Below are 20,955 nucleotides of genomic sequence, written 5' to 3'. Positions count from 1 at the left end.
TCCAGCGATCCGCTCAGGCAGCCGTGTGCTCGTGCACCGGTGCGATCCCCCCGGACCGCTTGGTGACTCGATTCTGCACGAGTACGCCGATCCCGTAGAAGAGCGCGATACCCGGCAGTGCGATCGCCAGCGCGCCGGCCACCGTGTCGATCGACGCGTCCCGCCACAGCATCACGAGCTCGAGGACGACGATGCCCCCGAGACCGATCAGTTGGTTCAGCCAGGATCCGGCGTACCGCGCAACGGCGTACGCGAGCGCGAAGCCCAGTGGAATGACGACGCCGCATCGGGTCACCCAGCCGAACGCGAGTACGTGGGCCAGCGTGGTGACGGCGGTGACACCGACCACGGCGAGGATGTTGCGGCGGCGCCAGAGGATCGGCAGCGTCACCAGCAGGAAGACCGGAAGCATCACCCAGGTGGTCGTCGACATCGCGTGCGGCAGATTGGCGTCGGTGGCCGTGATGTTCTCGACCATCAGCAGCGCACCGGCAGCAGTCATGAGGCCGGCCAGCACGTAGTCGAGGGGCCTGATCCCCTTCAAGAGCTCGTTCATCGGTTTGTCCCTTCGTCCCCGGGTCGTTTGACCCCATGCAGCGAAGGTAGATTTCGGCGCCTGTCGTCCACGTCTGGCGCAAGGACGATCATCCGGACCCGGCGTCGTCCACAGGGATGACGGCATCGGCCCTGCGGATGACGCACAATCAGCGTGTGCCCGACAAGATCCGCGTGCTGGTGGCCGACGACCAGACCCTGGTGCGTACCGGCTTCCGGGTGATCCTGGAGGCCGAGGGCGATATCGAGGTGGTCGCCGAGGCCGACACGGGTACTGCGGCCATCCGCCAGGCCCAGCTCGCCGCCCCGGACGTGATCCTGATGGACATCCGGATGCCCGAGCTCGACGGGCTGTCCGCGACCGAGGAGATCCGCCGGCAACCGAACCCGCCGACGATCATCGTGCTCACGACGTTCGACCAGAACGAGTACGTCTACCGCGCGCTCCAGGCCGGGGCAGCCGGGTTCCTGCTCAAGGATTCGCCGTCGACCCGCCTGATCGCAGCCGTCCGCGCCGCCGCCACCGGGGACTCACTGATCGAGCCGGCCATCACCCGCCGGCTGGTCGAGCGCTTCGTCGAACCGGTCGTCGCCCAAGGCCTGCCGACCGAGCTCGCCAGCCTCACCGACCGAGAGCTCGACGTACTGCGGCTGATCGCGCGCGGACTGTCCAACGCGGAGATCGCGGCCGAGCTCGTGGTGGCCGAGACGACCGTGAAGACGCACGTCGCCAGGCTGCTCACGAAGCTCGGGGTGCGAGACCGGGTCCAGGCTGTTGTGGTGGCGTACGAGACCGGATTCGCCAACCGGCACTGAACAATTGGTGAAGGACCTTCCGCTTCTCGCGTAGAGAAGTTAGTTTGTCACAGCTGTCCGTCCGCTGGGGAGGCTCCTGTGTCGCTCGTCCGTGCTCTGACCACAGCCGTAGGCGTTGGCGGCCTACTCGCCGGCGTACTCGTCGATCCAGCCCTCGGACAGACCACCAGAGGCATCACCGACGCCCAGATCGCCCAGGACGGCGTACTGACGTCGCGCGTCGACAGCCCGGTCGCGCCGGGGGTGAACTACACGTCGTTCGACCGCCTCGACCCGAAGGGCTGGCAGCGCGGCGACATCCTCGACACCGACCTGGACAAGCACGGCGTGACCGTCGACCTGGTCAACAACGGCGGCAAGGTGTCCGGCGGCCAGCCGCTCAGTCAGCAGCTCGCTCGCAAGGGTGCGATCGCCGGCGTCAACGGCGACTTCTTTGACATCAACGACACCACGGCGCCGCTCGGCGTCGGCGTCGAGCAGAGCGGCAAGCTGCTGAACGCCCCAGCCTCGGGCCACAACGACACCGCGGTGATCGGTAAGGACGGCCTCGGCAAGATCGCCCAGCTCTTCCTGCAGGGGACGGCTGCCGACGGTGCGACCAAGCTCGAACTGACCAACCTGAATTCGCCGGCCGTCAACTCAGGCGGTATCGGCCTCTACACCCCGGAGTGGGGCGACGCGGCCCGGACCAGGACCGTTGACGGCTTGCCGACCGTCCGCGAGGTGATCCTTCGCGACGGTGTCGTCGTCTCGTCGGCCACCACTCCGGCAACCACCCCGTTGGCAGCCAACGAGCAGGCGCTGATCGGCCGCGAGGCCGGCGCCGACGCGCTGGCCGCGCTCCAGGTCGGCGACAAGGTCGACGTCCAGTACGGCCTGCGCCCGGACGCGGCCGATGTCGCGGTCGGCATCAGCGGCAACTCCCAGCTCGCGAAGGACGGCAAGGTCCCCGACGGCGTACCGGACGCGGATCTCGCGCCGCGGACCGCGATCGGGTTCGACGCCGACGGCAGCCGGATGATCCTGCTGACCGTCGACGGCCGGGCGACCGGATCGCGTGGGCTGTCGCTGAAGGAGATGGGCCAGCTGATGATCAGCCTCGGGGCTGACGACGCGCTGAACCTCGACGGCGGCGGTTCCTCGACGATGCTCGCCCGTACGCCGGGCAAGGCCGCGCCGGACGTCGTGAACGACCCGTCCGACGGCGGCGAGCGGCTGATCCCGAACGGTCTCGGGCTGCTGCCGGTCAAGGGCTCCGGCAGGCTGAAGGGCTTCCGCGTCGAGTCCGTCGGCACCTCCCAGGAGAGTCCCGACGCCGACATCTCCCGCAGCTCGCGCGTCCTCACCGGGCTCAGCCGAGTCCTCAGCGCCACCGGGTACGACGAGACCTACGCACCCGCCTCCGGTACGCCGTCGTGGTACGCGGGCAGCAACGTCCGCGTCGACCAGCACGGCGTCGTCACCGGCCGTCGCGCGGGCGACGTGATCGTCACCGCGACCCGCGGCGCGGCGAACGGAAGGTTCCCGATGACAGTCCTCGGTACGCCGACCCGCCTCGCTCCCTCGACGCGCCAGGTGTCCCTCGCCGACTCCACCGCCAAGGGCTTCTTCGAGGTCGACGGGTACGACGCCGACGGGTTCTCGACCTGGATCGAGCCGCGCGACGTCAAGCTCAGCTACGACCCCGCCGTCGTCAAGGTTGTTGCCGCGCGCAACGGCTTCGAGGTGAACGCGCTGACCGACGACGCGGTCTCGACCGTGATCACCGCGAAGGTCGGTGCCCTGAGCACCCAATTGAGCGTGACCTCGGGTCTGACCAGCACGGTGGTCGACAAGCTCGACGACCTGACCAAGTGGGCGGCGAACGCCGTACCGGTCGGTGCGGCGACGGCGTCGCGGTCCGCTGCGGAAGGACATGACGGCGGGCAGGCGATCGCGCTGGACTACTCGCTGACGGGCAGCACGGCCACGCGGGCGGCGTACCTCTCGCAGACTCCGCAGCAGACGTTGCCCGGCCAGCCGCAGAAGCTCGGCGCCTGGATCTACGGCGACGGCAAGGGCGCCTGGCTGCGGGCCAATGCTTATGACGCGGCCGGCGGCACCGCGCAGACGCTGAACCTCGCGGCCGCGGTCGACTGGACCGGCTGGAAGTACGTCGAGGCGGACATCCCGCCCGGGCTGACGTATCCGCTGCGGTTCTGGCGGATCTACGTCGTGGAGACCTCGCCGACCCGGCAGTACTCGGGGCGGATCGTCATCGACGACCTGACCGTCCGGAGCGCGCCGCCGGTCACTATGGCTCCGCCTGCGAAGGTGGTCGACCCGATGGTCGTCACTGACGGGACAGTGGAGACGAGTGGCCGCTGGCGGTTTGCGGTGATGTCGGACGCGCAGTTCACCTCCGACGACCCGAACTCGGACTACGTGAAGCAGGCTCGGCGGACGATCCGTGAGGCGCTCGCGCAGAAGCCCGACTTCCTGGTGATCAACGGCGACTTCGTCGACCGGGCGTTCGGGCCGGACATCGCGCTGGCCAAGCAGATCATCGACGAAGAGGTGGCCGGCAAGGTGCCGGTGCACTACGTTCCCGGCAACCACGAGACCTACGGACCGGGCGACCTGTCCGAGTGGAAGAAGGTCTTCGGGGCGGCGACCAGCACGTTCGACCACAAGGGCACGCGGTTCATCCTGCGTGACTCGTCGCTGGGGTCGCTGCGGGCCGGCGGGTTCGACCAGATCCTTGACCTGCGCAAGCAGCTCGGCGACGCGGCCACGAACAAGACGATCAAGAACGTCGTCGTGATGGCTCACCACCCGATCGACGACCCGTCGCCGACGCAGAACTCGCAGCTCGGTGACCGCAAGGAAGCCGCGATGATCGTCCAGTGGCTGGCCGACTTCCGCGCCTCGACCGGCAAGGGCGCCGCGTACATGGCGGCCCACGCCGGGACGTTCGCCGCGACTCGGACCGACGGTGTGTTGCTGCCGCTGACCGGCAACTCGGGCAAGAGCCCGGCCGCAGCACCTGACGCGGGCGGCTTTACCGGTTGGGCGCTGGTCGGGATCGACCTCAAGGCGACTGCGGCTCCGGCCGGTGAGCGGAACTGGTCGGCGCCCGAGCGCTCCTGGTTCCAGGTCGAGCTACGGCCGCACGTCGACTCTCTCGAGCTGGCCGCGCCGACGTCCCTCCGCCGAGGTCAGTCGGCTGCCGCGTCCGCCACGGTTGTCCAGGACGACCGGAGGGTGCCGGTCAGCTTCCCGGTGTCCGCTGACTGGTGGGGCTCGACGTTCCTGTACATCGGTCCGGCGAAGACCGCGCCGTTCTGGGCGGTCGCGTCGTACGACCCGGCAACCGGTCAGCTGACCGCCCTGCGCCCGGGCACCGCGCAGCTGGGTGTGACGGTGAACGGCGTCTCCAAGAGCACGACGCTGCGGGTCGATTGGTAGCGTCCTCGGCGTGACTGACGTGGTGGTGCCGCAGCGACTGCGGAGTGGCGACCGGGTTGCTGTGGTGGCGCCGTCGGGGCGCGTGGACGGCGCACGGCTCCAGATCGGCTTGGAGTACCTGAAGTCGTGGGGGCTCGAGGTCGACGTGATGCCGTCGGTGCTGGCCGGGCATGAGCGGTTCCAGTACCTGGCTGCCGACGACAAGGCCCGCGCGGAGGACCTGCGCAACGCGTGGCTCGATCCGCAGTACGCCGCCGTGTTGTGCGCGCGTGGTGGGTACGGCGTGCAGCGGATGCTCGAGTACGTCGACTTCGACGAACTGGTCGCCGTACCGAAGTGGTTCCTCGGGTTCAGCGATATCACCGCGCTGCACGAGCCGCTGAACGCACGTGGTCTGGTGACGCTGCACGGTCCGATGGCTGCTGCTGTGGAGCAGTTGGAGAACGAGGTGGGCCGGGAGCGGCTGCGGGCGCTGCTGTTCGAGCCGGAGAGTGTGACCGACCTGCTCGCGCCGGGTGGCGCGCGCACGGTGGTCGGCGGGGTCGCTTCCGGCAGGCTGTGTGGCGGCAACTTGGCGTTGCTTGCATCCAGCCTCGGTACGCCGACCTATGCGCCGCCGGTCGGCGTCGTTGTGTTGGAGGAGGTCGACGAGGCCGGGTACCGAGTGGACCGGATGCTCACGCAGTTGCTGCGCGCTGGGTGGTTCGATCAGGTGACGGGGCTGGTGATCGGCGACTTCAGCGGCGTGCAGGATCCGCTGGATGTCGTCCGCGAGCGGCTCGAGCCCCTCGGCGTACCGATGGTCGAGGGCGCGGCGATCGGTCACGAGGCGCTGAACCTCGCCGTACCGCTGGGGTTGCCGGTACGGCTGGACGCGACCGCCACGACGCTCAGCCCAGGTGCTCTCGCAGGAAGGTGAAGGCCTGCGGGTACGCGTCGAGGCGGTTCTTGAGCTTGGCGAGGCCGTGGCCCTCGTCGGGGTACACGAGGAGCTGGCACGGGACCCCGCGCTTCGTCAGGGCGTCGGTGATCTGCTCAGCCTCCGACAACGGCACGCGCGGGTCGTTGGCGCCGTGGATGACGAACAGCGGCGCCCGAATGTCGTCGACCCGGCTGAGCGGGCTGGCTGACTCCAGGAATTCGCGGTCCGTGGCCAGGTAGCCGTACTCGCGCTCGCGCATCGACCGCCGGTAGTCCGAGGTGTTCTCCAGGAACGTCACCAGCGAAGCGATTCCGACGATGTCCACACCGGCTGCCCACAGGTCCGGCTGGAACGCGACACCGGCCAGCACCATGTACCCGCCGTACGAACCGCCCCACAGCGCCGCCTTCTTCGGGTCGCCGCCGATTGTCGGTAGCCAGGTGTTGATCGCGGCCAGGTCCTTCACCGAGTCCAGCCGCAGTTGCCGGTCGTCGAGCGTGTACCAGCGCTTGCCGTACCCGGCCGATCCGCGGACGTTCGGCACGACGACCGTGTGCCCCTCGCCGGCCAGCGCCGAGATGATTGGGCTCCACATCCGCAGCGCCGCACCTTCCGGGCCGCCGTGCACGTGGACCACGGTGGAGCCCAGATCCTCGGCGGTCGGCCGGAACACGAACACCGGCACCTGCTCGCCGTCGAACGACGGCACCCGCAGACTCTCCGGATGCTCCAGCTTGACGGGCACCTCGACCGGTCGAACTGCGGTCAGCTCCCCGCCCGGGACAAACCGGTAGACAGTCGGTGGTGTGATCGGCGAGTTGTAGGTGATCGCCGCGAACGAACCGTCGGACGACCAGATCGGATCCGGCGTCGCCATCGACAACGCCGCGACACCGCCGGCAGGCAGGTCGAGCGGTGCGATGAGCGAACCGTCCTCCAACCGATGCAGCGCCAGCGCCACCTCGCCGTCTTCCAGTACGGCGACCAACAGGTGCTCGCCGTCCGGCGAGGGCCAACCGGCCAGGTCGCGAGCGTCATCCACGAGTACGTCGCTCCACGCCGCGTCGACCACGTCGTACCGGCGCAGGGCCATGCGATCGCGGTCCGCGTTCGTTGACACGAGGAACGCCGACGAGTCCGGGAGCCAGGCCACGGCGCCCTGGTCGTTGTGCGCGTCCTCCGGGGTGAGCTCGGTGATGGTCCGGCCCGACGTCTCGACCAGCAGCAGCTGCATCGAGTTCGCCGGGGTGCTGGCCTTCGCGAGAACGACCCACTTGTCGTCCGGTGACGGGTTGACGCCCATCACCCAGCCGCCCTCGTCGTACAGGACGGTCTCGCGACCGGTGGTGAGGTCGCGCGCGACGAGGTCGAAGTCGACGCCGTTGCGGCGGTTGGTTGTGTAGAGCACCCGCCCGGCCCGCGCGTCGACCAGGTGATGGATGTACTCCGAGTCGTGCACCAACGGGGTCAGCGTGGGCAGCCCGGGCTCGTCGAGATCGAGCATGGAGAGCTGACCGCGCTCGTCGCCGCCGGTGTCGTGCTCGATGATCACGTGGCTGCTGCCCGGCACGAACCGGGCGCCGCGGCACGTGTCGCCGAGGTCGGTGAGCGCTCGCCAGGTCCCGTCCGGGGCGACTTCGTTGACCTGGCGGGTGCCGGTGCCGTCATACAGCACGAGCGTCCGGCCCTCGTCGTCCACATCGAGGGCCATGGTGGTGGGCAAGGAGAAGAGCGTCGTCAGCAGCACGCGTCAATCCTCACACGGGGATGGGTGGATCCGCCGGGATCGCGGTTGCGCCTGTGGATAACCGCGGATCCACCCATCTGTGCGTCAGCGTTCGCCGTGCCAGGAGTTCCAGAGCGCGGCATACGCACCCTGGGCGTCGACCAGTTCGTCGTGGCCGCCCAGCTCGACGATCTTGCCGTCCTCGACGACCGCGATCACATCCGCATCGTGCGCGGTGTGCAGGCGGTGCGCGATCGCCACCACGGTCCTGCCTTCGAGAACGGTCGCCAAGGACCGCTCCAGGTGCCGGGCCGCGCGCGGGTCCATCAACGAGGTCGCCTCGTCCAGGACCAGCGTGTGCGGGTCTGCGAGCACCAGCCGGGCCAGCGCGACTTGCTGCGCCTGGGCCGGCGTCAGTGAGACCCCGCCGGAGCCCACCTCGGTGTCGAGCCCGTCGTCGAAGCCGGCCACCCAGCCGTCGGCGTCGACCGAACGCAGCGCCGCCCACAGGTCGGCGTCGGTCGCGTCCTGCTTGGCCAGCCGCAGGTTGTCGCGGACGCTGCCCACGAACACGTGGTGCTCCTGGTTGACCAGCGCCACGTGGCTGCGGACCTGCTCGGCAGACATCTTGTCGAGCGCCGCACCACCCAAGGTGATGTCACCGACGCGCGGCGAGTAGATGCCGGCCAGCAGCCGACCGAGTGTCGATTTCCCTGCACCAGAAGGCCCTACGAGCGCCACCCGAGCACCCGGCTCGACCGTCAGCGTCACACCGTGCAGTACGTCGCGACCCTCGAGGTACCCGAACCGCACGTCGTCCGCCAGCACAGTCCGGCCGTCCGGCTCGGCATCGCCGACTGCCGCATCGGTCTCCACCTCGCGGACGCCGACCAATCGGGCCAGCGATACCTGGGCCACCTGCAGCTCGTCGTACCAGCGGATCATCATGTTGACCGGCTCGACCAGCATCTGGATGTACAGCGCACCTGTGGTGAGTGCGCCGACAGTGATCCAGCCCTGGATCGCGAAACCGCCACCGATCACCAGTACGGCCGCCAACGCGACGGTGTGGGTCATGTTGATCACCGGGAACAGGATCATCCGCAGGTAGAGCGTGTATCGCTCCCAGGCGACCCACTGACCGATCCGGGTATCACCCAGCTTGATCCGGCGGTCGCCGAGCCGGTGCGACTCCACCGTCCGGCCGGCGTCGACGGTCTCGGCCAGCGCGGACGCGACCGCGGCGTACCCGGCTGCTTCCGACCTGTACCCGGATGGTGCGCGCCGGAAGTACCAGCGACCGCCGATGATCAGGATCGGCGCAGCGATCACCACTGCGACGGCCAGCGGCGGTGCGGTGACGACGAGCGCGCCGATCAGCAGTCCGGCCCAGATCACCGCGATCGTCAGCTGCGGTACGGCGTCGCGCATGGCGTGCGACAGCCGGTCGATGTCCGTGGTGATCCGGGACAGCAGGTCACCCGTACCGGCGCGCTCCAGCACGCCAGGCGGCAGTCCGACCGAGCGGACCAGGAAGTCCTCGCGCAGATCCGCGAGCATCTCCTCGCCCATCACCGCACCGCGCAGTCGCGTGAGCCGGACGAAGATCGTCTGCACCACCAGGGCGATGACGAAGCCCGTCACGACGTATGGCAGCTTCACGTCGGTCTGGCCCTGCGAGAGCTTCTCGACCACGTTGCCGAGCAGCCATGGCCCGACCATCCCGCTCAGCGCCGCTACGGCGTTGACCAGCGTCAGCCAGCCGAACGCACGGCGGTGCCGGCGGAACAGTGACTTCAGGTAGGCGCGCACAGTCGCGCTGCCTGCCACCGGGAGCCGCACTACTTCCTGTGGGGCTGCCGGGTCGTACAGAGGGCGCTTCACGCCAACTCCTCAACGGTCTGTTCGTCTTCACGGGTCACAACCGCGCGGTACCGCGGGTTGGTGTGTAGCAGCTCGTGGTGCGTACCGACCGCGTCGACGCGGCCGTCCGGCACGAACACCACGCGCTCCGCCCGGTCCAGCATCAGCGGGCTGGACGTGAACACCACGGTGGTCCGGCCGGCGCGCAGCAGCTGCAGTCCGTCGGCGATACGCGCCTCGGTGTGCGCATCCACCGCACTGGTCGGCTCGTCCAGCACCAGCACCTGCGGGTCGACGTACAGCGAGCGAGCCAACGCCACGCGCTGCCGCTGACCACCGGACAGGGAGCGTCCGCGCTCGGTCAGCACTGCGTTCATCGCATCGGACTCACCAGCAGGCAGCGTCTGCCGCAGTACGTCGAGAATGTCGGCGCACTGCGCAGCGTCCAGCGCCGTCTCCGGAGAGACCGCACCACTCGCCGGTACGTCGAACAGCTCGCGCACCGTCCCCGACAACAGCACCGGGTCCTTGTCCTGCACGAGTACGACGGTCCGCGCGGACTGCAGCGGGATGTCGTCCAATCCGACGCCGCCGAGCAGCACCGACGCCTCGCCGTCAGCTGTTGGGCTGTGGCCGCCCAGCCGGTCGGCCAGCAGACCACCAGCATCCGGGTCGCCGGCGACGACCGCGGTGAAGCTGCCGACCGGCACGTGCAGACCGGTGACCGGGTCGAACAGGTCGCCCTGCGGCAGCTGCGCATCGGCGGTGCCCATGGTCTCGTCGGTCCGCTGCAGCGACAGCACCCGCGCGGCGCGACGAGCCGACACCTTCGAGAAGATGAACGCGCTCGCCGTCTCCTCGAACGTGTGCAGCGGCACCAGCATGAACGTGATGAACCCGTACGTCGTGACGAGCTCGCCGACCGAGATCCGGCCGGACGTCACCATCCGGACCCCCATCCAGACCACGACCACCAGGAACAGCCCGAACAGCAGCACCTGCAGCGCCGCGATCAGCGACCACATGCGCGCACTGCGGACCGCGCTGCTCCGGTACTGCTGCGAGGCCTCGCGGTAGCGGTCGAGGAACAGCTGCTCGCCGCCGATGCCGCGCAGTACGCGCAGACCGGCGACCGTGTCGGCAGCCAGCTCGGTGGCACGGCCGCCCTTGGCCCGCTGCTCGTCGGCGCGACGCTCAGCAGGACCCATCAGCGGCACGATCGAGAACGCCAGCACCGGTACGGCGATGGCGACGACCAGGCCGAGCTGCGGCTCGTAGAACAGCAGACCGATCACGACCGCGAAGCAGGTCAGCAGGGCGGCGGCGAACCGGCCCAGCACCTCGACGAACCAGCCGATCTTCTCGACGTCGCCGCTGCTCACGGCTACGACCTCGCCGGCAGCGATCCGGCGGGTCAGCAAGGAGCCCAGCTCCGCGGCCTTGCGCATCAGCAGCTGCTGCAGGCGGGACGCAGTACTGATCCAGTTCGTCACCACGGCGCGGTGGAAGAACGAGTCGGCGCCGGCCTTGGCCGCGCCGAAGGCGAGCAGCAGCCCGCCGGCCAGCATCAGCTTGGGCCAGGACAGGTCGATCGCGGCCTGGACAGCCAGACCGACGGCAACCGGAGCGGCGGCGATACCGCCGAAGTAGACCAGCCCCCAGAACACTGCGAGGGCCTGCCCGCGGAGCTGCTGGTGCTCGAGCCAGACGATGAGTCGGAGGCCGGATCGGGTGTCCGGCACACCCGGGTCGGCGAAGGGGATGAGGCGCAAAGACATGACGTCTCACAAACAAGGCATAGAGGGATGAAAGAGGCACCTGACCAGGCGAATAGATCAAGCCTAGGCGGCTCCGCCGACAGTCCGTCAAACCGTTTTCCCACCCGGTAGTAAAGTCTTCAAGGATGAAGGGAGCCGGGTGGAGGAGCTGACGCGGGGGCGGCGGCTGCTGGTGCTGGGGATCTGCTGTTCCAGCCTGTTCATCGTCGGGCTCGACTCGACGATCGTGAACCTGGCGCTCCCGGCGATCCGGTCCGAGTTCGGGGCCTCGGTGTCGAAGCTGCAGTGGACCATCGACGCGTACACGCTGGTGCTGGCGAGTCTGCTGATGGTGTCCGGGTCGACCGCGGACCGGGTCGGGCGGCGGCGTACGTTCCAGGCCGGTCTGGTGCTGTTCGGGATCGGGTCGTTGCTGTGCGGGGTCGCGTCGAGTATCGACCTGCTGATCGCGTTCCGGGTGCTGCAGGCGGTCGGCGGATCGATGCTGAACCCGGTGGCGATGTCGATCATCACGAACACTTTCACCAATCCGCGCGAGCGGGCGCAGGCGATCGGCGTCTGGGGCGGCGTGGTCGGGCTGAGCATGGCCGTCGGGCCGGTGGTCGGCGGTGCGCTGGTCGACGCGGCCGGGTGGCGGTTCATCTTCTGGATCAACGTGCCGGTGACGGTGGCCGCCGTACTGATGACGGCGTTCTTCGTACCGGAGTCGCGGGCCGCCGTGCCGCGACGGATGGATCCGGTCGGGCAGGTGCTCGTCGTACTGCTGCTCGGCGGGCTGACGTACGGGATCATCGAGGGCCGTACGGCGGGGTGGGGTTCGCCGCTCATCATCGGGTGCTTCGCGGTGTGCGTGACGGCCGCGGTCACGCTGGTGTACTACGAACGCCGCCGGGACCAGCCGCTGTTGGAGCCACGCTTCTTCCGGAGTGCGCCGTTCTCTGGAGCCACGCTGATCGCGGTGTGCGGGTTCTCGGCGCTGTCGGGGTTCCTGTTCCTCAACTCGCTCTATCTGCAGTCGGCACGCGGTTTCACCGCACTGCACGCCGGATTGCTGACCCTGCCGATGGCGGCGATGACTGTGGTGTTCGCACCGATCTCGGGCTGGCTGGTCGGCCACCGTGGTCCGCGCATACCGCTGGTGGTCGCCGGGACCATGCTGACGGTGTCCGGCCTGATCCTGTCCCGGCTGGGGACCACTACGTCCACGGCGCAGTTGCTGATCGGCTATCTGGTCTTCGGACTCGGCTTCGGCATGCTGAACGCGCCCATCACCAACGCGGCCGTCTCCGGCATGCCCCGCTCCCAGGCCGGTGTCGCAGCAGCCATCGCCTCGACCAGCCGTCAGGTGGGCGCCTCACTGGGCGTCGCGATCGCCGGCACCGTGTTGACCGCCCGCCTGGTCGGCCCGCTCGAGACCGGCTTCGTCGACGCCGCCCGCCTCTGCTGGTACATCATCGCGGGCTGCGGCGCGCTGGTCCTGATCCTCGGGCTCATCACAACCAGTGCGTGGGCCCGACGTACGGCGGACGCTCTCGTCAAGACTGGATGATGCCGGCGCGGGTCAGGGCCTTGAGGCGGCCGCGGAGGATCTTCTGGCGGCGCTCCTCGTCGGGGAACAGCGTCAGGTAGGCAGGGCCGTTGGCTGCGAGCAGGTCGTCGTCCAGGCGACGTACTGTGCCGGCCGGGGCCCTGTGGGTCATGGCGGCCTGGACTGCTTCGCTGTCGATGCCCCTGAGGTGGTCCGTGAGCTGCTCCTCGGTGGTGACGCCGAGGCGGTGCAGGACTCCGAGGATCCACGCGTAGTGAGTGGTCTTCGCGTGCGGCGCGTCCGGGTACCGCCGGGTCAGGTACGTCGTGAGCGTGCCGGTCGTCAGGTCCAGCGGGGCCTTGTCCGACGCGGTCGCCGCCAGCTCGCGGTACAGCCGGTCGATCTCGGTGAACTCGTTGTCCGCCAGCTCCATCAACGCTGCGGCGAGCAGGAACCGCCGGTCGAACTCCGGCTTGCGGGCCGGCGGGATGTCCAGCTTGTACCGGATGTCGTGCTCGAACTCGGCCCACGCGTGCTGGACCGCCGTACGGACCTGGATCTCCATCACGAGGTTCTTCAGTACGGCGTACTCCGGCAGCTCGCGCCGGTGCGCGTTCAACCGGACCAGGTAGTGCTTGCTGGCGTACCCGAACACGCCCTGCGCCCGGGTGTGCGCGCCCATGTCGGTGTGCTCGACGATCTCGAACTCTTCCTCGATCACCTCACACACCCGGTCCACCGCCTCGACCAGGAACGTGATCACCCGCGCGGCCACCAGGTCGGTGATCTGGTTCAGCGGGTCGTCGTACTTCGGTCGGCCGGGATCGTCCGGATGCGATTTCGCCGCCTTCGCGAGGAACGACTCCGGGTCCTTGGCGCGGGCGGTCGCGGTCAGGTAGTTGATGCCTTCTTCTTCACCGATCAGCTCGTTGATGAGCGCCTCGAGCTTGCGCGCGCCACCGACGTACTGCTGGTGCACCCGCTCGTACAACGTCCCCGCCTGGCGAGCCCACTCCAGCTGCATGCCGGAACGATAGTGCTCTTCGGCTCGCTCGTGGTGTCTATCGTTTTCTAGTCATTTCGCTAGAAAGCTGTAGAGACCGGTCGCGACACGCTCTGGTCCTTGATTGGTCAATCTACGGAAAACGCTAGACGGGCTCATAGAGTGAAAGCATGGATCCGATCCGGAATCCCTATGCGCCCGGCGCCGGTCAGCGGCCGCCTGAGCTGGCCGGACGCGACATCGAGGTGCGGCAGTTCGAGGTGGTCCTCGAGCGGGTCGCGGCAGGCAGGCCGGAGCGGAGCCTGGTGCTCAGCGGACTCCGGGGTGTTGGCAAGACGGTGCTGCTCAACACGTTGCGCTCGCAGGCGATCAAGCGTGCCTGGGGTACGGGGAAGATCGAGGCGCGGCCGGAGCAGAGCATCCGGCTGCCGATCGCGCAGGCGCTGCACACGGCGATGCGGGAGCTGGGGCACCGGCACCGCGACGATGAGCGGGTCGACCAGTTCAGCGCCGTACTCAAGGCTTTTGCGTTGCGGACCGGGGCGGAGGACCGGAAGGGGATCCGGTGGCATCCGCCGGTGGACGTGGCGGCTGCGAAGGGGCGGGCCGACTCCGGTGATCTGGAGATGGACCTGATCGAGCTGTTCACCGACGCTGCTGATCTGGCTGGTGACCTGTCTGTTGGGGTCGGGCTGTTCATCGATGAGATGCAGGACATCAGTCCGGACGACCTGTCTGCGCTGTGCGCGGCTTGTCATGAGATCTCGCAGCAGAGTGCGCCGTTGGTGGTTGTGGGTGCCGGGCTGCCGCATCTGCCGGCTGTGCTGTCGGCCAGCAAGTCGTACTCCGAGCGGCTGTTCCGCTACGTCCGTGTCGACCGGCTGGCGCGTGATGCGTGCGACCGCGCGCTGATGGTGCCGGCGGAGAGCGAAGGTGTGCAGTACGACGAGGAGGCGCTGGACGAGCTGTATGCGCAGACGGATGGCTATCCGTACTTCGTGCAGGCGTTCGCGCACTCGACCTGGGACCACGCGCCCACGTCTCCCATCACCATCAAGGACGTCGCCGTCGCGGCTCCCGAGGCTTCCGCTGAGCTGACGGTCGGCTTCTTCGGCTCCCGCTACGAACGGGCTACTCCTGCCGAGCGCGAGTACATGCGAGCCATGGCCGAGCTGGGCATCGGCGTCGACGACGGCTCCGTCCCCACCGCCGAGGTAGCCAGCACCCTCAACCGCAAACCGCAGTCCCTCTCCCCAGCCCGAGACGGCCTCATCAAAAAAGGCCTCGTCTTCTCCGCCGAACGCGGCACGGTCGCCTTCACCGTCCCCCACTTCGGAAAGTTCCTCCGCACAAGAACCGCCTGACACGTCGGGAGGTGATGGTGGGCAACTTAACGAAACTGCTCTTTCGTGGCGTGGTGGGGAGTCGGTAGGGTCGAGTGTCATGACCACCCGGCGGAGCGGCCAGCGTGCAGGCGCGCGTGGGCGGCATAGTCGGCGGAAGTCTTACAAGGGGCAGTGGTTGACCGTCACCGCGCTTGCGGTGCTGGGGACTGTGGTGGTTGCGCATCCGGATGTGGCGCATCGGGCCAGCCTCGCGGCTGAGGCGGTTGCCGGGGCTGAGGAACCGGTGAGTGTGGCGCCGGTGGTGGAGACGCCTAGCGTGACGCCCAAGCCGGTGGCTACGCCGACGCAGAAGTTCACCACTCCGTTGCGGCCGGCACCGACTCTGACGCGGAAGCCGAAGAACGCGAAGCCGAACGTGCTGGTGTCGACCGGGAAGCTTGCGGTCGTGCCTGGGTTCAACAAGGCGAGTGGGGTGCGCGACAAGCTCACGTACCGCGTGGAGATCGAGCAGGGGCTGTCGATCAACGGAGCCGCCGTCGCCGCGGCTATCCACAAGACGCTGACGGATCCGCGCGGCTGGCAGGCGCTGCATCCGGTGAGCTTCGAGCGGACCGACAAGGTGGACGCCGACCTCCGGATCATCCTCGCGACGCCGACGCTGACCGACAAGCTGTGTCTGCCGCTCGACACCGGTGGTGAGGTGTCCTGCCGGGTCGAGGACCGGGTGGTACTCAACGCGAAGCGGTGGATGTACGGGATCCCGGCGTACAACGGGAACGTCGACCTCTACCGCAGCTATCTGGTCAATCATGAGGTCGGTCACGCGCTCGGGCACGGGCACTCGACCTGCACCAAGCCGAAGACCCCCGCGCCGGTGATGATGCAGCAGACCAAGGGCCTGGCCGGCTGTCTGCCCAACGCCTGGCCGACCATCAAGGCAACCTGAGAAACTAGGTACGACGGGAGGGAGCAGAGCGAATGTCGTCACAGGACTTCCCGACGTACGGCCGGGGCGAGCAGCCCGAGCAGCAGCAGGAGCCGCAACAGCAACCGGACCACCACTACGCCCCGCCCACGCCGTACGGCGGTGGCACGTACGGCACCGGCCGCGGCACCCCGCCGGCCGAAGGCCCGTACGCGCCGCCCCAGCCCTACGGCACCCCACCAGGTCAGTACGGGGTCCCGCCGCACCCGCAGCCCGGTCCGCAGCACGCCCAGCCGCCCAGCTACCGCCCCGGCATGCCGTACGGCGCTCCGTCGGCTCCCGAGCCACACGACCTCCCGGCGTACGGCCGGGATCAACCGGTCGCCCCGCGCGACCCACGTGCTGCCCGGGTCGTCGGCCTGGCCACGGTGATCGCCGGCTTCTACGGCCTGCTCGTCATCTCCGTCCAGCGAGTCTCGCTCCGCGACATCTCGCAGGCACCGGGCTCACCGCTCAACCACCCGCTCCGCACCGACGTGATCGACGCGATCGGCCAGCTGCTGCTCGTGGTCGTCGGCGCGGGCGCGCTGTTCATGTGGATCCGCGACGTGCTCGCGCGTCGCAAGGCCGGTCGCCAACCCGAGCCGGCCGAGCTGATCGGGCTCGGCCTGGTCGCGATCTCCGCCGTACCGATCCTGGTCTGGCTGATCATGGTCCTGTCCACAGGTCTCGGCTCCATCGACGGCTCGGTCGACCGGCTGCCGACGGCGTACGGCTGGGGTGGCGCCGGTCTGCTGGTCCTCGCGGCCGGCCTGTTCCTCGGGTACCGCGAACTGAAGCCCGACGTACCGAACCCGGTCGTCAAGGGTCCACCGGTCAAGGCCCCCTGGGAGTGAGCGCACCTGTCGTCCTGGTGCCCGGCCTGGGCCTCGGCCCCGAGTCGTACACCCAGACCGTGGAACACCTCATCACGCCGTACCACGTGGTCACTCTCCCCGGGTACGGCGAACCCGCCGGCGCCCGCGAGGACCTGCACCCGCGCGCACTGGCAGTCGCCCTCGCCGAGAAGATCCGCGAGCGGTCCGTCATCGTCGGCCACTCGGCCAGCTGCCAGATCGTCGTCGAAACAGCAGTCCGGTTCGCCGACCTCGCACACGCCGTCGTACTCGTCGCACCGGCAGGCGACGGCCGTATGACGAGCTGGGTCGACCGGACCGTGCGCTGGCTCGGATCCGCCGTACCGGATTCGCCCAAGCTGATCCGGACCGTCACTCCGCAGTACGCGCGGACCACGCTGCCGACGATCGCCCGCGCCGTCGAGGCTTCCCGGCATCACGACCTGGCCGAAGTGATCTCGCAGGTCAAGGCGCCGGTGTTCATCGTCCGCGGCAAGCACGACCTGCTCTCGACAGCGGAGTGGGTCCAGCGCCTCGCCGAGCTCAGCCACGGTGAGGCCCGGACTTTCGACACCGGCGCGCACATGCCGGTCGTCACCAACGGCCCGGAACTCGCCGCTCTCATAGAACGAGCGGCCGCCCACCCCGAAACTAGCTGACGAGTTAGACTCAGCAGCACAAACCTATGCGGGAGCTCGCACCGAACACGCGCGGGCTGAGAGGGCGACAGCTTGGGTCGCCGACCGCCTGAACCTGACCGGGTAATGCCGGCGTAGGGATTGGGGTCACTCATGACCGATACCGCTGTTCGTCCTGCCGGCAGCACCGAGGCGCCGCTCGTTCTCACCACCGATGCGCCGCGGACGCTCGGCTTCTTCGACCAGTTCACGCTGTGGGGCAACTTCGGCATCTCGCTGTTCGGCCCGGTGACCGGTGCGCTCGTGGCGGCGTACACGGGCTCGCTGTGGCAAGGGCTGCTCGCCGTCGTCGTCGGCTGCGGGATGGGGGCGCTCGTGCTGGGCGGTGCGGCTGTGTTCGGCTCGCACACCGGTGCGCCGGCGATGGCAAGTCTGCGTGGGCTGTTCGGCCGTCGCGGCTCGATCGCGCCGACTGTGCTGAACATCGCGCAGAACGTCGGCTGGGCGACGATGGAGATCATCGTGATCTCGCAGGCCGCGGTCGCGGTGACGAGTGAACGCTGGCGCTGGCTGTTCGTCGTACTGGCCGGGATCATCGCGACGACGATGGCGGTCCGGCCGCTGGGCAGTGTGCGGATCCTGCGGAAGTTCATGGTGTGGCTGGTGCTGATCGCATCGGTCTATCTGTTCGTGCAGGTGCTCAGCAAGCCGGTGCACGCTCTGCCGCAGGACAGCGTGTTCGGCTTCTGGCCGGCCGTCGACCTCGCCGCCGCGGGTGTCGTGTCGTTCGCCCCGCTCGCCGCCGACTACACGCGGCACTCGCGCACGAACAAGGCCGCGTTCGGTGGTTCTGCACTCGGCTACGGCCTGGCAGCGATCGGGTACTACGCCCTCGGCGTCGTCGCGGTGGCGACATTGCAGACCAACAGCGACGACGTGATCACCGCACTGGTCACACTGCCGGCCGGTGCGATCGCGTTGTTCGTACTGCTGGTGGACGAGGTCGACGAGGCGTATGCGAACGTCTACTCGACCACGATGGCCGCGCACAACCTGATCGGCCACATCGACCGCCGGTGGATCTCGGTCGCGATCGGCGTACTCGCCACCGGGCTCGCGCTGTTGGTTGACCTAGGCAACTACACGCAGTTCCTGTACCTGATCGGCTCGGTCTTCATCCCGTTGTTCGCGGTCGCGATCGCGGACTTCTTCGTGGTCAGCAAGATGAAGTGGGACGTTTCGGGTACGGCGAAGTTCCGGTGGCAGCCGACGCTCGCGTGGCTGATCGGATTCGTCGCGTACCAGTTGGTGAACCCGGGCACCGTGGCCGGCTGGTCGCCGTTCTGGACCGACATACAGCAGACGCTCTTCAACAACCATCCGGTGCCGACGTGGCTGGGTGCGACGTACACGTCGATTGTCGTCTCCATGGTTGCAGCGGTAGCGCTAGGTAGTCTCAAGCCCCGGGCGCTGGACAACTGACCCGGAGTAACCGGAATACTTGCGGCATGCTGAATTCCGCACTGCGCAGCCGGGCCGAGTACGCGGAGCTCGGGGCCGACGGGTTGGCCGCTCGTACGACGCCTGAGCGGGACGCGCTGATCGTCAAGGCCGTCGAGGAGCTGCTGGACGGCAAGGAGTCGGTGCTCGACCTGTGCTGCGGGTACGGGCGGGTCGCGCTGCCGCTGCGCAAGGCCGGGAAGGTCGTCCGCGGGCTCGACATCTCGCCGAACCTCATAGAGGCCGGAATGGCGAAGGCGGCCGAGGAGGAGCTCGCGATCGACTGGGCGATCGGCTCGATGACCGACCTGCCCTACAAGTGGGACTCGTTCGACGCGGTGATCTGCCTGTGGACGGCGTTCCACGAACTCTTCGCCGAGGACGAGCAGATCTCGACGATCTGCGAGATCTCCCGGGTACTGAAGCCGGGCGGGATCGCGATCATCGAGGGGCCTGCGTGGGGACCGGCGACCGCGGCCGAGATCGCGAACGGGATGCGGCAAGGACCTGAGCACCGGATCGTCACGACCGAGTTCAGCGACAACCGCAGCGGCGTGCACTTCATCCACGACGAGATCAGCTACGGACGTCTCTGCGCGGCCGCCGGAATCGACGACTACAAGGTCTACAAACGCGACTGGGGCGGCCGCCGCCGACTGATCCTCGAGATCCACCAGCCGACAACTTCCTGACACGTCAGGAGGAGCAGATCCCCACTCCACATTGGGGATCTGCTCCTTGTTTTGCCGAGTCTAAAACCATTCCGGGGAATTCCGGAAAACTCAGCTTTTTGCTTCGAGATTCAGCAAGAATCGTTTTGCATCCAGCCCGCCGGCGTATCCGGTGAGGGCTCCGTTCGCGCCGACGACCCGGTGGCACGGCAGCACGACGCAGACCGGGTTCGCGCCCAGCGCCGTACCGACCGCACGCGCCGCCTTGGGCTTGTCGATGTCAGCGGCAACAGTTCCGTACGTCGTCGTCGCGCCGTACGACGTGTGCGTCGGCAGGTCCGTGAGGACGAGCCGCTGGAACGGCGTTGCCAGCGCGAGGTCCACCTCGAGGTCGAAGGTATGACGAGTGCCGGCGAGGTACTCGTCGAGCTGTCGCCGTACGTCGTCCAGCGGGCGGGCCTGCCGGAGTACGCGCGGGGACACGGCCCGGGCGAGGCGGGTGGTCATGGTCTCCTCGTCGCCGAACGAGCTGGCGACAACGCGGCCGTGCGCGATCGCGAGCAGCATCGTCCCGATCGGGGTGTCGTGCAGCGTGTAGGCCACGTCGGCGTCGGGAAGGACAGGTGGTTTCAGGTCGGGCATGGCGAGCCGGGTCAGCCGGCTCTCGAGATCAGTCATTGTCTACTCCGAGTTTGCTGCGCAGGGTCGCGAGCGCGTCGCTGACGAGCCGGCGCGATGCGGCGGGCGTGGTGTCCAGAGCGGCGGCCACGCCGTGGTGGTCCAGGTCGCCGACGTACTTGAGCGTGATCGCGAAGCGTTGCCGCTCCGGGAGCTCGTTGACCGCCCGCCAGAGGTCGGGGTCCGGCCAGGCGGCGGCATCCGGGCCCTCGACGGCCACCGGTGGCGCCTCGTCCAGCGGGCGCTGCGGTTTCCGCGCCCGGTGTACGTCGGTCGCGCACCGGGCCGTGATGGTGAGGAGCCAGCTGCGCAGGTTCTTCGCCGACGTCAGTGCCGGGTACGCGGCGTACGCCTTCTCCCAGGCGCGTTGTGCCGCGTCGTCGCCGTCCACCGGCCCGGCCATCGCCCGCGCCAGCCTGGCCACGTCCCGCCAGTGCGCGTCGATCAGCGCCTGGAACGGCGGCAGCTCGACCTTCTCCCGAGTCATCACGACAGTAGAACGCACGGCGCTCGCCCGATGTGAGGGTGGCCGGTCCAGATCACGAGATTGTCTAGTTAGCCGATAGACAATGGTGCGAAGATAGCTGACATGACGACGACACTCCTCACCCGCCGTCGCGTCATCGATCTGCTGCGGACGGCGAGCGCCACCTGTCGGTGACC

Annotated in this window: 17 protein-coding genes and 1 riboswitch; of the genes, 10 read left to right on the top strand and 7 right to left on the bottom strand. The window is 68.5% G+C overall.

What is annotated here, in order from left to right:
• Positions 1 to 13: 13 nt before the first annotated feature.
• The gene (locus tag FDA38_RS20685; protein WP_137255749.1) at positions 14 to 556 is read right to left on the bottom strand and encodes a hypothetical protein; all 543 of its coding nucleotides are present in this window, start codon (positions 554 to 556) and stop codon (positions 14 to 16) included.
• A 155-nt stretch (positions 557 to 711) separates the two neighbouring features.
• On the opposite strand from FDA38_RS20685, the gene FDA38_RS20680 reads away from it, so the two are divergent.
• The 3 genes from FDA38_RS20680 (at position 712) to FDA38_RS20670 (ending at position 5,737) form a co-directional block, all read left to right on the top strand.
• The gene (locus FDA38_RS20680; protein WP_233714823.1) at positions 712 to 1,371 is read left to right on the top strand and encodes a response regulator; all 660 of its coding nucleotides are present in this window, start codon (positions 712 to 714) and stop codon (positions 1,369 to 1,371) included.
• Between the two features lie 78 nt (positions 1,372 to 1,449).
• The gene (locus FDA38_RS20675; protein WP_137255748.1) at positions 1,450 to 4,818 is read left to right on the top strand and encodes a phosphodiester glycosidase family protein; all 3,369 of its coding nucleotides are present in this window, start codon (positions 1,450 to 1,452) and stop codon (positions 4,816 to 4,818) included.
• Between the two features lie 10 nt (positions 4,819 to 4,828).
• Positions 4,829 to 5,737: a S66 peptidase family protein gene (locus FDA38_RS20670; RefSeq protein WP_137255747.1), complete on the top strand. Its 909-nt coding sequence runs from the start codon at positions 4,829 to 4,831 to the stop codon at positions 5,735 to 5,737.
• On the opposite strand, the gene FDA38_RS20665 is transcribed toward FDA38_RS20670, so the two are convergent.
• From FDA38_RS20665 to FDA38_RS20655, 3 genes are all read right to left on the bottom strand, one after another.
• Positions 5,709 to 7,487 (bottom strand): S9 family peptidase, encoded by a 1,779-nt coding sequence (locus FDA38_RS20665; protein WP_233714822.1) that lies wholly within the window; start codon positions 7,485 to 7,487, stop codon positions 5,709 to 5,711. The two genes, FDA38_RS20670 and FDA38_RS20665, sit on opposite strands and share 29 nt — an antisense overlap.
• Positions 7,488 to 7,571: 84 nt before the next feature.
• Positions 7,572 to 9,350, bottom strand: a complete 1,779-nt coding sequence (locus FDA38_RS20660) for an ABC transporter ATP-binding protein (protein WP_137255746.1) — start codon at positions 9,348 to 9,350, stop codon at positions 7,572 to 7,574.
• Positions 9,347 to 11,107, bottom strand: a complete 1,761-nt coding sequence (locus FDA38_RS20655; protein ID WP_137255745.1) for an ABC transporter transmembrane domain-containing protein — start codon at positions 11,105 to 11,107, stop codon at positions 9,347 to 9,349. The genes FDA38_RS20660 and FDA38_RS20655 overlap by 4 nt, the downstream gene beginning before the upstream one ends.
• Before the next feature lie 139 nt (positions 11,108 to 11,246).
• Between FDA38_RS20655 and FDA38_RS20650 the strand changes: the two genes are divergently transcribed.
• Complete coding sequence (locus tag FDA38_RS20650) at positions 11,247 to 12,656, top strand: MFS transporter (protein WP_137255744.1); 1,410 nt, start codon at positions 11,247 to 11,249, stop codon at positions 12,654 to 12,656.
• Here the strand turns inward: FDA38_RS20650 and FDA38_RS20645 are convergent.
• Positions 12,643 to 13,659 carry a GTP pyrophosphokinase gene (locus tag FDA38_RS20645; RefSeq protein WP_137255743.1) on the bottom strand — a complete coding sequence of 339 codons (1,017 nt, stop codon included), beginning with the start codon at positions 13,657 to 13,659 and terminating at the stop codon, positions 12,643 to 12,645. The genes FDA38_RS20650 and FDA38_RS20645 overlap by 14 nt on opposite strands.
• A gap of 149 nt (positions 13,660 to 13,808) precedes the next feature.
• On the opposite strand from FDA38_RS20645, the gene FDA38_RS20640 reads away from it, so the two are divergent.
• The 6 genes from FDA38_RS20640 (at position 13,809) to FDA38_RS20615 (ending at position 19,635) form a co-directional block, all read left to right on the top strand.
• Positions 13,809 to 15,002: an ATP-binding protein gene (locus tag FDA38_RS20640; protein WP_130445616.1), complete on the top strand. Its 1,194-nt coding sequence runs from the start codon at positions 13,809 to 13,811 to the stop codon at positions 15,000 to 15,002.
• A gap of 79 nt (positions 15,003 to 15,081) precedes the next feature.
• A complete protein-coding gene (locus FDA38_RS20635) occupies positions 15,082 to 15,930 on the top strand; it encodes a DUF3152 domain-containing protein (RefSeq protein ID WP_137255742.1) in 849 nt (282 codons plus the stop codon).
• Positions 15,931 to 15,962: 32 nt separating this feature from the next.
• Positions 15,963 to 16,805, top strand: a complete 843-nt coding sequence (locus FDA38_RS20630) for a hypothetical protein (RefSeq protein WP_137255741.1) — start codon at positions 15,963 to 15,965, stop codon at positions 16,803 to 16,805.
• Complete coding sequence (locus FDA38_RS20625) at positions 16,802 to 17,464, top strand: alpha/beta fold hydrolase (RefSeq protein ID WP_137255740.1); 663 nt, start codon at positions 16,802 to 16,804, stop codon at positions 17,462 to 17,464. Before FDA38_RS20630 ends, FDA38_RS20625 begins: the two co-directional genes overlap by 4 nt.
• An 18-nt stretch (positions 17,465 to 17,482) precedes the next feature.
• Positions 17,483 to 17,601: riboswitch (TPP riboswitch) on the top strand.
• Positions 17,597 to 18,925: a purine-cytosine permease family protein gene (locus FDA38_RS20620; RefSeq protein WP_137255739.1), complete on the top strand. Its 1,329-nt coding sequence runs from the start codon at positions 17,597 to 17,599 to the stop codon at positions 18,923 to 18,925. (Overlaps the previous riboswitch by 5 nt.)
• Positions 18,926 to 18,951: 26 nt before the next feature.
• Entirely contained in the window at positions 18,952 to 19,635 is a 684-nt protein-coding gene (locus FDA38_RS20615) for a class I SAM-dependent methyltransferase (RefSeq protein WP_137255738.1), read from the top strand.
• Between the two features lie 90 nt (positions 19,636 to 19,725).
• Here the strand turns inward: FDA38_RS20615 and FDA38_RS20610 are convergent, their stop codons facing one another.
• Both FDA38_RS20610 and FDA38_RS20605 read right to left on the bottom strand, forming a co-directional pair.
• Positions 19,726 to 20,292, bottom strand: a complete 567-nt coding sequence (locus FDA38_RS20610; RefSeq protein WP_137255737.1) for a methylated-DNA--[protein]-cysteine S-methyltransferase — start codon at positions 20,290 to 20,292, stop codon at positions 19,726 to 19,728.
• Positions 20,285 to 20,779, bottom strand: coding sequence for an RNA polymerase sigma factor (locus FDA38_RS20605; RefSeq protein WP_137255736.1), 495 nt, complete (start codon positions 20,777 to 20,779; stop codon positions 20,285 to 20,287). The genes FDA38_RS20610 and FDA38_RS20605 overlap by 8 nt, the downstream gene beginning before the upstream one ends.
• Positions 20,780 to 20,955: the final 176 nt, after the last annotated feature.

This window comes from Kribbella jiaozuonensis (assembly GCF_005233875.1).
Taxonomy (GTDB): domain Bacteria; phylum Actinomycetota; class Actinomycetes; order Propionibacteriales; family Kribbellaceae; genus Kribbella; species Kribbella jiaozuonensis.
This window is presented reverse-complemented; position numbering and strand designations above follow the sequence as displayed.

Excerpts from the sequence above, each read along its gene's own strand:
- FDA38_RS20640 (WP_130445616.1), top strand. The coding sequence starts at position 13,809 with ATGGATCCGATCCGGAATCCCTATGCGCCCGGCGCCGGTCAGCGGCCG.
- FDA38_RS20630 (WP_137255741.1), top strand. The coding sequence starts at position 15,963 with ATGTCGTCACAGGACTTCCCGACGTACGGCCGGGGCGAGCAGCCCGAG.
- FDA38_RS20635 (WP_137255742.1), top strand. The coding sequence starts at position 15,082 with ATGACCACCCGGCGGAGCGGCCAGCGTGCAGGCGCGCGTGGGCGGCAT.
- FDA38_RS20610 (WP_137255737.1), bottom strand. The coding sequence starts at position 20,292 with ATGACTGATCTCGAGAGCCGGCTGACCCGGCTCGCCATGCCCGACCTG.
- FDA38_RS20615 (WP_137255738.1), top strand. The coding sequence starts at position 18,952 with ATGCTGAATTCCGCACTGCGCAGCCGGGCCGAGTACGCGGAGCTCGGG.
- FDA38_RS20605 (WP_137255736.1), bottom strand. The coding sequence starts at position 20,779 with ATGACTCGGGAGAAGGTCGAGCTGCCGCCGTTCCAGGCGCTGATCGAC.
- FDA38_RS20685 (WP_137255749.1), bottom strand. The coding sequence starts at position 556 with ATGAACGAGCTCTTGAAGGGGATCAGGCCCCTCGACTACGTGCTGGCC.
- FDA38_RS20645 (WP_137255743.1), bottom strand. The coding sequence starts at position 13,659 with ATGCAGCTGGAGTGGGCTCGCCAGGCGGGGACGTTGTACGAGCGGGTG.
- FDA38_RS20655 (WP_137255745.1), bottom strand. The coding sequence starts at position 11,107 with ATGTCTTTGCGCCTCATCCCCTTCGCCGACCCGGGTGTGCCGGACACC.
- FDA38_RS20620 (WP_137255739.1), top strand. The coding sequence starts at position 17,597 with ATGACCGATACCGCTGTTCGTCCTGCCGGCAGCACCGAGGCGCCGCTC.